Source organism: Agreia sp. PsM10 (genome assembly GCF_030433855.1).
Classification (GTDB): domain Bacteria; phylum Actinomycetota; class Actinomycetes; order Actinomycetales; family Microbacteriaceae; genus Agreia.
In genome coordinates, this window is the sequence record NZ_JARUXC010000001.1 from 133,738 (window position 1) to 146,314 (window position 12,577).

The 12,577-nt window shown below is 68.4% G+C and carries 6 protein-coding genes and 1 pseudogene; 4 read left to right on the forward strand and 3 right to left on the reverse strand.

The window, feature by feature from the left end:
• Positions 1–106: 106 nt before the first annotated feature.
• Positions 107–3,226, forward strand: a complete 3,120-nt coding sequence (locus tag QCD70_RS00675; RefSeq protein WP_301213190.1) for an ATP-dependent helicase — start codon at positions 107–109, stop codon at positions 3,224–3,226.
• Positions 3,223–6,462: an ATP-dependent DNA helicase gene (locus QCD70_RS00680; RefSeq protein ID WP_301213192.1), complete on the forward strand. Its 3,240-nt coding sequence runs from the start codon at positions 3,223–3,225 to the stop codon at positions 6,460–6,462. The genes QCD70_RS00675 and QCD70_RS00680 overlap by 4 nt, the downstream gene beginning before the upstream one ends.
• Positions 6,463–6,493: 31 nt before the next feature.
• On the opposite strand, the gene QCD70_RS00685 is transcribed toward QCD70_RS00680, so the two are convergent.
• Positions 6,494–7,543, reverse strand: a complete 1,050-nt coding sequence (locus QCD70_RS00685; RefSeq protein ID WP_055950795.1) for a phosphotransferase — start codon at positions 7,541–7,543, stop codon at positions 6,494–6,496.
• Between the two features lie 60 nt (positions 7,544–7,603).
• On the opposite strand from QCD70_RS00685, the gene nudC reads away from it, so the two are divergent.
• The gene (gene nudC / locus QCD70_RS00690) at positions 7,604–8,566 is read left to right on the forward strand and encodes an NAD(+) diphosphatase (protein WP_301213194.1); all 963 of its coding nucleotides are present in this window, start codon (positions 7,604–7,606) and stop codon (positions 8,564–8,566) included.
• On the forward strand, positions 8,563–10,290 hold the full coding sequence (locus tag QCD70_RS00695; protein WP_301213196.1) for an ATP-dependent helicase: 1,728 nt from the start codon (positions 8,563–8,565) through the stop codon (positions 10,288–10,290). The genes nudC and QCD70_RS00695 overlap by 4 nt, the downstream gene beginning before the upstream one ends.
• Here the strand turns inward: QCD70_RS00695 and QCD70_RS00700 are convergent.
• Both QCD70_RS00700 and QCD70_RS00705 read right to left on the reverse strand, forming a co-directional pair.
• Positions 10,274–11,047, reverse strand: a pseudogene (locus QCD70_RS00700) (TOMM precursor leader peptide-binding protein); the annotation flags it as partial. The gene QCD70_RS00695 and the pseudogene QCD70_RS00700 sit on opposite strands and share 17 nt — an antisense overlap.
• Positions 11,048–11,108: 61 nt before the next feature.
• On the reverse strand, positions 11,109–12,425 hold the full coding sequence (locus QCD70_RS00705) for a zinc-dependent metalloprotease (RefSeq protein ID WP_301213197.1): 1,317 nt from the start codon (positions 12,423–12,425) through the stop codon (positions 11,109–11,111).
• Positions 12,426–12,577 lie beyond the last annotated feature (152 nt).

Here is a 12,577-nt window from a genome sequence, read left to right on the forward strand (position 1 = left end):
ATCCCGGGCGGGCTTGCCGTTCGGCCCGGCCGGCCACTCGCCGAGAGCGAACAGCGCGCACGAGGGATGCACGCGGGTGTCGGCGGCACACGTTAGCTTTGCTGTCGTGGAAATTGATCGGCCCGAGAGCCTCGACCCCGGCCAGTCGAGCGTGCTGGCTCTCGGCGATTCGGTCAGCTGCGCGGTCATCGGCGCGCCGGGCACGGGCAAGACCACCGCCCTGGTCGAGCTGCTGTGCGATCGCGTGCACAACCGCGGGTTCTCGCCCGACGAGGTCTTGGTGATCACACCGACGCGCGCGTCGGCGACCGCCCTTCGCGACCGGTTGGCGTTGCGCATGGGCGTTCCGTCGAACGGGCCTCTCGCCCGCACGGCGAACTCGATCGCGTTCCAGATCGTTCGAGGCGTGGCCGCCGTCCGCGGCCAGGAGCCGCCCGTTCTGCTCACCGGCGCCGAACAAGACCAGATCATCTCCGAGTTGCTCGCAGGAGACATCGCCGACGCGACGGGCCCCGCGTGGCCCGACCACCTCTCAGAAGAGGTGCGGCGCCTCCGAGGTTTCCGCACCGAGTTGCGCGACCTCATGATGCGCGCGGTCGAGACGGGCACGGCGCCCGAGCGGCTGGCCGAGCTCGCTGTCGCGGCCGGGCGCCCGGAGTGGGCGGCGGCGGCGCGATTCATCGAGGGCTACGACCGCGTCAAGGGCAGCTATCGCGACCGCAGCTTCGACTCGGCCGAGCTTGCCCGCGAGGCCGCCGTGCTTCTTCGAGAGGGCGAATCGGCGCCCGACGAGCTCGAGGCCGCGGTCGGTTCGCTCGCCAGGCTCAGGCTCCTCGTGCTCGACGATGCGCAGGAGTCGACGCTGGCCACGCTCACCCTCGTCCGGGAGTTCGCGCGGCGCGGTGTCTCGGTGATCGCCTTCGGTGATCCTGACATCAGCACCGGCACGTTCCGTGGTGCCCATCCCGACACTCTCGGCCGACTCGACGACTACCTCCGGGTTCCCACGCAGCCGCCCATCGTGCTCGATGTCGTGCATCGTCATGGCCCTGCCCTTCGTTCGCTGGTCGCCGACGTCACGGCGAGAATCGGCACGGCGCGGGCGGGCAGCCAGCGACGGGCCCTGGCCGCCGGCACTCCGGCCCACTCACGAGCAAGGCCGGGCGTGTCCACCGTGCTCGCCACGAGCCCCTCAAACGAGATCGGAGTCATCGCGCGCAGGCTCCGTGAGGCGCACGTGTTCGAGAACATCGCGTGGGACGACATGGCCGTCATCGTTCGCAGTGGGGCGCAGATAGCGCCGCTCGAACGCGGCCTCGCCTCCTTCGACGTGCCGACCCGGGTCTCGCGTGCGCGCGTCGCGCTTCGCGACGAACCCGTCGTTCGGGCCTTCACGTCCATCCTCGAGGTCGCCCTCGGTCGTCGTGAGCTCATCGGCGACCTTGCGGAGACGCTGCTGCTGAGTCCTCTCGCCGGGGCCGACGCCGTGCTGCTCCGACGGCTGAAGCGGGCGCTGAGGCAGCTCGAGTTCTCCTCCGGCGGGCAGCGCACGGGCTCCGAGCTCCTCGTCGACGCCCTGCAGATGCCCCTTGTGCTCGCGCGCATCGAGCCGAGGGTCGCGCGCAAGGCACGCATCCTCGCGACGATGCTCGCAGAGACGCGCGAGGCGGTGGCGACAGAGGCGAGCGTCGAAGAGCTGCTGTGGCAGATCTGGCAGACAAGCGGTCTGGCCGAGCCCTGGCGTGCACAGTCGCTCGGCACGGGGCTCGTGGCCGACGAGGTCGGACACGACCTCGACGCCGTGGTCTCGCTGTTCTCCTCGGCGAAGAGATTCGTCGAGCGCTCGCCCGAGGCGCCCGCCACCGTCTTCCTCGAGCAGCTTCTCGATGTCGATGTTCCCGAAGACACGCTGGCCAGGGGGGCGACAGGCCGTGCCGTCACCGTGACCTCTCCGGCCGGTGCGATCGGCACGCAGTTCGTGCTCGTCGTCGTCGCCGGTGTGCAGGAGAACGTGTGGCCCAATCTGCGTATTCGAGGAACCCTGCTGGGTGCGGATGCCCTCGAGGGAGCCCGTCGCGGCGAGTCCTCTCCGGTGTCCGATCCGCGCACGGCTGTCCTCCACGACGAGTTGCGCATGTTCGCGCAGGCGGTCTCCCGGGCATCGACCGAGCTTCTCGTCACCGCGGTCGACGACGACGACCTGACCCCGTCGCCCCTGTTCCGGCTGCTGCCTGAGCCCGTTCCGGGAGCAGTGTCGCGAACCCCGCTGTCGTTGCGCGGACTCGTCGGCGTGCTCAGAAGAACAGTGTCGGCACGCGGCGATTCCCAGGCCGCGTCCGCCCTCGCGACGCTCGCACGCGAGGGTGTTCCCGGCGCGCACCCGGCCGAGTGGTACGGCCTGGCCGGAGCCAGTTCGTCGCAGCCCCTCGTCGATCTCACCGATGAGCTCGCTCGAGTGACGGTTTCTCCGTCGCGCATGGAGTCATTCGAGACGTGCCCGTTGAACTGGCTCATAGATCACCTCGGTGGCGGATCGTCGAACACGTCCTCCCAGGTCGGCACCCTGATCCACGAGGCCATGGAGACCACGACGACCTCGCCCGACCTCGACAGCAGCGAAGAATCGCTGATAGAGCTGGTCGAGTCACGCTGGAGCGAGTTGTACTTCGAATCGTCCTGGCTCAGCGAGATCAAACGCAGGGAGGCGAGACAGCTCGTCGCCCGACTCTCGAGTTACCTCTCCGACTTCGACCGCAGCAGGGGCGCCCTCCTCGGCGCCGAGTCGGGCTTCGAGCTCGAGGTCGACCGTGCGCTTCTGCGGGGAACGATCGACCGCGTCGAGCTCTATCCCGACGGCTCGGTCGTCATCGTCGATCTGAAGACGGGCAAACGGGCGTACACGGCCGGCGAGATCGGTGAGAACGCGCAGTTGGGGGCCTATCAGCTCGCCTTCGATGCGGGGCTGATCGCAGGCGTTCCCGACGATTCGACTCCCGGGGGTGCCCGTCTGCTGATCGTCTCCAAGACGAGCAGGGGCAAGAACTACGTCGATCACACTCAGGCTCCGCGATCCGAGTCGGAGCTCGAGGCGTTCAGGCAGCGCGTCATCGCCGACGCTGCGGGCATGGCCGGTGCCCACGTCGATGCCAAGATCGGTTCGCACTGCCTCGACCCGTGGTCCCACGGCGCGTGCCGCATCCACGTGATCCGGGCGGTGAGCGCATGATCGGCGCCTTCGAACTCGCCGATGCACTCGGCATGCCGCGGCCGACAGACGAGCAGCGCGCCGTCATCGAGGCCCCGCTCGTTCCGTCGCTCGTCATCGCAGGGGCCGGCAGCGGCAAGACGGCCACGATGGCGAACAGGGTGGTCTGGCTTCTCGCGAACGGTCTGGTGCAGGTCAACGAGGTTCTCGGGCTCACCTTCACGCGCAAGGCGGCCGGTGAGCTGGATGCGCGCATCTCCGGCCACATCGATGCTCTTCGGCGCGCCGGGCTCCTTCCGGCCTCGGCCGCCCGCGAGACAGGGCTCGACGGTGCCGCCGACTCGCGCGACCTGTTCGACCGACCGACTGTCTCCACCTACAACTCGTTCGGCAATTCGATCTTTCGCGACAACGCCCTCCTCGTGGGAAGGGAGCCCGAATCCGTGCTTCTCGGTGAGAACGCGGCCTGGGGCCTCGCCCGCCGTGTGCTGCTGGCCGAGGGCGATGACAGGCTGGTGCCGCTCGCAAAGGGCCTCGATCAGCTGGTCGACGCCGTGTTGAGTCTCAGCTCGGAACTCAGCGAGAACGTCGTCGATTCCGCCGGTGTGGCCGGGCTGGCCGAACAGTTCGGCTACCTCGTGGATCTGCCCTACACAGAGGGAAAGGCGAAGTCGTCGCCCTACGCGTCGGTGGCCTCCGCCGTCGAGCCCATCAGCGCGCTTCCCCTTCTGATCGATCTCGCGGGCGCCTACGCCCGTCAGAAGCAGGCCAAGGGGCTCGTCGAGTTCTCTGATCAGGTCGCCCTCGCCCTCGAGATCTGCATGCGCCATCCGCAGGTGATCGAGCAGTACCGCTCCCGCTTCGCGGTGGTGCTGCTCGACGAGTATCAAGACACGTCGGTCGTGCAGACGCGACTGCTCGCCAGCCTGTTCGCGGGCCATGGAGTCATGGCCGTGGGCGATCCCCATCAGTCCATCTACGGGTGGCGTGGCGCCAGCGCCAGCAACCTCGGCTGGTTCGGCAAGGATTTCGGCTCGGGCACCGTTCCGACCTATTCGCTGTCCACGAGCTGGCGCAACTCCCGGGCGGTGCTCGATGCGGCCAACACACTCGTCGAGCCTCTTCGGGCCGAGTCCCCGGTCGACGTGCACCGCCTCGAACCGAGACCCCAGGCCCCGGCAGGCTCGGTCGAGTACCGGTTCCTCGACACGCGCGACGAGGAGGCCGATGCGGTGGCCGACTGGCTGGCGCAACGGTTCGCCGATCATGCTGCAGCCCATCCCGATGGCACGGTCGAACCCCTGTCGGCGGCCATGCTGTTCCGCGTTCGAAGCCACATGGACTTCTTCGCGGCCGCCCTCGATCGACGGGGCATCCCGTTCCATATTCTCGGCGTCGGCGGACTGTTGAGCGCCCCCGAGGTCGTCGACGTCATCAGCGCACTCAGGGCCACGCATGACCCGTCGGCCGGATCGTCGCTCATCAGGCTGCTGTCGGGTGCCCGCTGGAACATCGGAGTGCGCGACCTCAAGGCGCTCGCCGAGCTCGCCGGCTGGCTGGCGACGCGAGATTCGTTCACCAGGCCTGTGTCGCCCGACGTCACGCGAAGCATGCGCGAGTCGGTCGCGCCCGACGACTCCGCGTCGATCGTCGATGCGCTCGACTTCGTCGCCGAGCATCCTTCCTCGCATCCGCAGCTCGAGCGCTTCTCCGAGAACGGGCTCGAACGGCTGAGGCACGCCGGCAGCACGCTGGCCACGTTCCGTTCACGCGGAAACCTGCCCCTGCTCGACTTCGTGCGTTTCGTCGAGCAGCAGCTCCTGCTCGATGTCGAACTCGCCGCCAACGAGCGGGTGAATTCGCGGGGTGGCAGTTCGCGGGGAGCGCTCGACGCACTGCACGACGAGATCGCGTCGTTCCTCGCGGGCGACGACGACGGAACCCTCGGCAGCTTTCTCGCCTGGCTCGACCGGGCCGAGAAGCGCGACGACTTGAGTCCGCGCACCGACGAACCGGAGCCCGGAACAGTACAGCTGCTGACGATCCACGGCTCGAAAGGGCTGGAGTGGGACGTGGTGGCCGTGCCTCGCCTGGTCGCCGACGAGATCCCTGCCCAGAGCAAAGAAGGCAAGGGATGGCTCCGATTCGGAGTGCTGCCGTACGAGTTCCGGGGCGACGCCTCGTCTCTTCCTGTTCTCGACTGGCGCGGTCTCGGCTCGCAGCAGGTGTTCGACAGCGCTGTCAAGACGTTCCAGGCAGAGCTGGCGGCGAAGCATCTCGCCGAGGAGCGTCGTCTCATCTACGTGGCCGTCACCCGTGCCCGCACCTCGTTGCTGCTCACGGGCTCGTTCTGGGCGACCCAGTCGAAGCCTCGCCGTGCCTCGACGTTCCTCGCCGAGCTCTCACGCGCCGACGTGATCGGCGATCTCCCCGAATACTCGGCTCATGAGACCAACCCCCTCGACACCGACGGCGTCACGGAGCGCTGGCCGCTCGACCCGTTGGGTGCTCGTCGGGGCCGCGTCGAACGGGCCGCCGACCTCGTGAGCGCGCGCATCCAGAGCCCCCAGCCACTCTCGGCTGGTCGCTGGCAGCGCGATCTCGATCTGCTGCTCGCGGAGCGTGATCGCGAGGCCGAGGCGGCCGGCGTCGCCCCGGTTCCCGACCGCATCGCGGCCTCCCGATTCAAGGACTACGTGACCGACCCCCAGGCGGTCGCCCGGGCGCTTCGTCGCCCGATGCCGGAACGGCCGTTCCGACAGACCAGGCTGGGCACGCGTTTTCACGCGTGGGTCGAGCACCGCTACGGCATGGCGGGCGGCGCCGAGCTCATCGATGCCACGACCGACGAGAGCGACTCCGCCACCGACGAGCTGCCCCTCGAGCAGTCCCAGCTCGAAGCCCTGCAGGCGACGTTCGAGGCGTCGGAATGGGCGAACAAGCGGCCGCTCGAGGTCGAACTCGAGATCCATCTCGTTCTCGGCAGGCAGGTGGTGGTCTGCAAGATCGACGCGATCTTCACCGACGGCGACCGGTACCAGGTCGTCGACTGGAAGACCGGCAAGGCGCCGACCACTCCAGACGACCTCGAGGTCAAGCAGCTGCAGCTGGCTCTCTACCGTCTGGCCTACGCCCAGTGGAAGGGCATCGATCCGCAGTTGATCGACGCCGTCTTCTACTTCGTCGCCGACGATACGGTCATCGCACCGGAGCGGCTGTTCTCCGAGCAGGAGCTGCTCGAACTGTGGCCGTTCTAGTGGACTGAGCCGGTTTAACGCACTGGCCGTTCTAGTCTTCGGAGATACCGCTCACCCGTGCGCTGTCGCGCGACGACGACGGATCGGTCCGAGGGGTTCGGCGCAGCATCTCCTCGACCTCCTCGACGGCCATGATCTGCCCGGTGTCGGTCGACAGAGGGTTGAGCAGGTCGGACTCCACGCTGACCGACAGACCCGCAAGCATCGTCTTGGCGTCGGCGACGATCGTCTCGTCGTGCTTCTCGGTGCCGTGCAACAGCCACTTGGCGATCTCGAGTTCGGCGTACAGCCGGGCCCTCTTGCGCAGCTGGCGGTCGACGGGGGTGCTGCGGCCGAGGTTGTACGAGCCGAAGACCCGGGTCGCCAGCTGCTCGCTCGGCGCGGAGCTGAGCCAGAACAGGTCGGCCGCTGGGTCGCCGACCTGCAGCTGGGACCAGCCCAGAACACCCGTCACCCGGTCTCCTGCGATGAGGAACGATTCGGGGGAGAGCGAGCCGTGAACGACTGTGGGCTGGAACTGCCAGAGCGCGCTGTCCTCCAGCGCTGTGGACCAGCGGGCCAGCAGGTCGGAGGGGACGGCGCCTGTCGCGGCCGCCCTGTCTTTCGTGATGCGGGCCACGCGTGCCGCATCGGCGGCGGTCTGCACGGTGAGGCCGGAGTCGGTGACCAGCGAGGTGGGCAGCGAATGAATGGATGCGATGGCGCGGCCGATCGATTCCGCCACGGGATCGGCGGCGTCGAGTTCCGCCAGTACGGCGGGGTCTCCGGGGATGTAGCCGTAGACGATGGCACGGGTGTTGGCCACCGGGGTCTGACCCTCGATCTCGGGCACGGCGAACGGCAGACGTCCTCGGAATCCTGCGGTGAGGGCGTTCAGCGCAACGAGGTCACGCGACTGCTCGGTCTCGGCGTCTTGGGAGGTGGGCACGCGCACGATGAGCTCGCTGCGGTCGCGCAGCGTGACGACGGCGGAGTCGTACCGGCCGCCCGTTCCTGTTCCGATCGGCCTGGTCGACACGATGTCAGCCCCGGGAACGGCCGCGGTCGAGAGCGCGGCTAGAGTGAAGTGGGATCTGGCCATACCAACAGGGTAGGGCTGGCGTCTTCTTAGCGGGGTGTTCGCCACGCACGATTGGTTCACATGTCTTCGACCTTCCTCTCGCACCTGCCTCTGTCTCGGCAGGAGATCGACCGCGACCACGAGGCGCGGGCGCGTCCGCAGCTCTTCGACGAGCTGTGGGCGGATCCCGCGACCCGTCTGCTGCCCCTGTGGAGGGGGCGAGCGCTCGCCTCGCACGACTTCAGTTCGCGACCCGGCCTGGCGCTCCTCTCCACAGATCAGGTGGCGGCCTTCGATCTCCGGGTCTACCTCGGCATCTCGCTGTCGACGTCGTCTCCCGAGCCGGCCGGAACACGCGTCGTGCTGGTCGTCGTCGACGACGACGAGGCCGAGCGGCTCGAGCCCGACGAGGCGCGCTGGCTCAACCTGCGCGACGTGGCGACCGTTCTGAGCGACCGCGATGCGGGCGCGTTCGTCGAGGCACTGGCCATCGCCGGATGGCACGCCTCGCACAGTCATTCGCCTCGCAGCGGTGCCGAGACCGTCGTAGAGAAGGGCGGCTGGGTCCGGCGCGATCCCGACCTCGGCGTCGAACTCTTTCCGCGCACGGACGCGGCGATCATCGTCGGCATCGTCGATGGCGAGGACAGGATCCTCCTCGGCTCGAACGCGATGTGGAAGCAGAACCGCTATTCGCTGCTCGCGGGCTTCGTCGAGCCGGGGGAGTCGTTCGAGGCGGCCGCCCAGCGCGAGGTCTTCGAGGAGTCGGGCGTGCGCATCCTCACGCCCGAGTATCTCGGCTCGCAGCCGTGGCCGTTCCCCGCGTCGCTGATGGTCGGGTTCTACGCCCGGGTCGACCCCGCATTCGCCGACGATGCGCTGCGGCCCGACGGCGAGGAGATCCTCGATCTGCGCTGGTTCACCCGTGCCGAGATCGCCGATCCGGCGACGGGCGTGGCGCTCCCCGGCCCGTCATCGATCGCGCATGCCATCCTCGAGCACTGGTACGGGGGCCCGCTTCCTGCAGAGGCGCTCGCCTGGTGACCGCCGGTTCAGTCGCCGACGGAGTGCAGTCGGAGAGCATCCTCGCCGCGCTCGACGACGATCAGCAGATCGCGGCTCGCGCTCTGATCGGCCCGGTCTGCATCCTGGCAGGAGCCGGCACCGGAAAGACCCGGGCGATCACGCATCGCATCGCCTACGGTGTCGCGACAGGTGTCTATTCGCCCAATCGCGTGATGGCGCTCACCTTCACCGCCCGATCCGCCGCCGAGCTCCGCACACGTCTGCGCCCGCTCGGCGCCGGCGGAGTCTCGGCCCGCACCTTCCATGCCGCCGCCCTGTCGCAGCTGAACTACTTCTGGCCTACGGTCGTCGGGGGCGACATGCCGCGCGTGCTCGAGGGCAAGGCCCGCCTGCTCGGTCAGGCTGCCGAAACCCTTCGGCTCAAGGTCGACACCGCCACCCTGCGAGACCTCGCCGCTGAGATCGAGTGGCGCAAGGTGTCGAGCATGGGGCTGGATGCCTACGAGCTGGCCCTGCGCACGTCGCGTTCCCTTCCGGGCAGCCTGTCCGTCGACCAGGTGCTCTCCCTGCACCAGAAGTACGAGGACATCAAAGACGAACGTCGCCAGCTCGATTTCGAGGACGTGCTGCTCGCCACGGCCGGCATGATCGAGCAGGAACCCGCCGTGGCGATGCAGGTGCACGAGCAGTACAAGTTCTTCGTGGTCGACGAGTATCAGGACGTGTCGCCGCTGCAGCATCATCTGCTGTCGCTCTGGGTCGGCGGGCGCAGCGACCTCTGCGTCGTCGGGGACGCCAGCCAGACGATCTACTCCTTCGCCGGGGCCCGGTCCGACTACCTGCTGTCGTTCGCCGGGGAGTACGACAACGCCACCACCGTGCGGCTGGAGCAGAACTATCGCAGCACGCCCGCGATCGTCGATGTCGCCAATCGCCTGATGAAGGGGCGCGCGGGCGCCCTGTCACTGCACGCCCTCGGAGACGAGGGCGTCAGCCCCGAGATCACCGCGTACCCGTCCGACGTGGCAGAGGCCAGGGGCATCGCCGCGCGCATCTCCCGGCTCATCGAGGAGGGCACCAGGGCGGAGGACATCGCCGTGCTCTACCGGGTGAATGTTCAGGCCGCCGCGCTCGAGACTGCGCTGGCCGACGCTGGCGTCAGCTACCAGATCCGCGGATCGAAGAGGTTCTTCGATCTTCCCGAGATCAAACAGGCCGTGATGTCGCTCCGCGCGGCCTCGGTGTCGATCACGGGGGAGCCGCTGTTCAAGTCGGTGAGCGACGTTCTGCGATCGCTCGGCTGGAGTCAGGACGCGCCGGAGGCGAGAGGTGCCGTGCGCGACAAGTGGGAGGCCCTCAACGCCCTGATGGCGCTCGCCGAGAGCCAGCCGCCATCGACGACCTTCCGCCAGTTCACCGACGAGCTCATGGAGCGACAGGGATCGGGTCACGAACCGACCATCCAGGCGGTGACCCTGGCGACCCTGCACTCCGCCAAAGGACTCGAGTGGCCGGTCGTCTTTCTCGCCGGGCTGTCTGAGGGCCTCGTGCCCATCAGCTACGCGTCCACGTTCGACCAGATCGACGAGGAGAGACGTCTCCTCTACGTCGGCATCACTCGCGCGCGCCGCCTGCTGCACCTGTCGTATTCGGAATCGGGAATGGGTCGGTCGCAGCAGCGGATGCCGTCTCGCTTTCTGCAGGAGGCACTCCCCGGCACGCGCAGTCGGGATGCGGGCTGAACGTTCTCTCGGAGACGTCGCCCGTTGCGCCGTCGACGATGCGGGCACGGGCACTCAGCCGGTGCCGACGAGACCGGGCCGCATCGGTCGCGAACCGGTCGAGCACGGCTCTGGCCACCAGAGGTGTGACCGTAGACACGGTGAGCGGGTCCTCTGTATGGGCTCCCCGAGCGAGCAGCTGACCGAGCAGGGCCGGCCAGTGCGGTTCGGCATCGATGCGAGCGCGGTCGAGGCAGTGCAGGCACGGGCCGGACCCGGGTTCGACGAGCGGGCCGACCCGCACCTCGGAGTCGCCGAAGACCACCGCGAGGTGCGGGATGTCGCGTCGGAGCCACGCGCCGGATGCCCGAGGATCGGTGCTGAACGTCGACACGATGATCGCCAGCTCGGCCGGGTCGGACTCGTCGACCAGGCGGGCGCCGAGGCCGGCCAGAACGGTTCGGATGGCGCTCGATGCGACGACGGAACCCGTGACCACCACGCCGAGGTTCTCGAGCCGTCGGCCCGGCACATGACTGCGCCTGAGCGCCGGAGCGACCCGCGCCAGCAGATCGGCGACGGCACCGGGCGTCGCTCCTACGGTCTCGCCGACCATGTCGAGCCCCGTCTTGCTGATTCCCTTGCGCAGGACCGCGATGAGATGCTCCTCGGCCAGTGTCACGTCGAACAGGGTGACGATCGGGCGATCCGCACCGATCTGCATACTCGTCGGCGTGCGCCAGAGAACGGGGTAGCGAGGATCGATCTGCAGTGCCATGCAGAGATGATGCCGGATCGCCCGCAGACGCCGTCTCAGTTATGCACAGGGCGAGGCAGGACTACTCGCCTTCGCCCCGGAGCAGGTCCTCGAGAGCCTGGTCCATCTCATCGGGGGCGGGCGCACCGGCCTGAAGCCGCGCGACCAGTGCCGCGGGGTCGTCGATGTCCTCCGGGGTCGGCACGAGGTCGGGGTGAGACCAGAGCTCGTCGCGTACATCGGATCCGACGGCGTCGGTGACGGCCTGCCACATGGCCGCGGCTTCGCGCAGACGACGGGGGCGCAGTTCGAGCCCGATGAGGGTGGAGAACGCACTCTCGGCGGGTCCTCCCGTGGCCCGTCGACGGCGCACCGTCTCGGCGACGGCGTCTCGCGACGGCAGCCGCGTCGTGGCCTGGGCGGTGACCACGTCGACCCAGCCCTCGATCAGGGCGAGCATCGTCTCGAGTCGGGTCAGAGCATGCTGCTGCGCCTCGGTCTTCGGCGGGATGAGGGCGCCCGACACGACCGCCTGACGGAGTTCCTCCGGGTTCGATGGATCGAACCCCTCGGCCAGTTCTTCGAGGCGTTCGGTGTCGATGCGGATGCCGCGGGCGAACTCGGTGATCGACGTGATGAGGTGCAGCCGCAGCCACTTCGCGTGGCGGAACAGCCTGGCGTGCGCGAGTTCACGCACGGCCAGATACAGCTGCACCTGGTCGAGCGGGATGTCGAGTCCGTCGCTGAACGACGCGATGTTCTGGGGGAGAAGTGCCGCCGTCTGGTCTTCGAAGAGCGGGATGCCGACATCGCCGCCCGAGACGACCTCGGTCGAGAGCTGGCCCACCACCTGGCCGAGCTGCACGGCGAAAAGGGCTCCGCCGAGATTGCGCATGAGCTTGGATGCGCCGGCCAGCATGCCGGCCATCTCTTCTGGCGCCTGGTCTTTGAGAACCGCCGTGAGGGCATCCGCGATGCTCAGGGCGACGGGTTCGGCCAGCTGGCTCCACACGGGCATCGTGGCCGTCGCCCACTGCTGGCGGGTGAGGTAGGCGGGAGTCGAGGCCAGCTCGGTGACGCTCGTGACCTCGTCGAGCCAGAGCGCGGCGATGCGCAGGGCCCCGTCGAGTTCGGTGCGCTGCGCGTCGGTGACGCTCAACGACGACTGCCCGGCGAATTCGTTCGCCTGCTTCGTGGCGACATTCCAGTCGATGCCATCGCCCGTGGTGCTCATCGCGTTCTGCAACTGCTGCATGAGCTGCTGCACCGCGGCCGGGTCGGACGGAAGCCCCGCCGCCGAGGCAAGCTTGGCCGGATCCATCTCGGAATTGCCCTCGAGGAAGCTCCGCAGCATGTCGCGGAAGTCGTCCTCCGGCTCCTTGGATGTGTCGTCGCTCATTTCGGGAAACCTCTTTCGCCCGGCAGTCGGCGAGGATCCGGTGTGCTCCATGCCCGCTGTCAGAATTGATCTCTACGCTAGCCCGTGGCCGATCGGCCTGGCTGGGATTTCCCATAGGCTGGGGCCTTCGGCCGTGCGCCCGTGGCGAACAG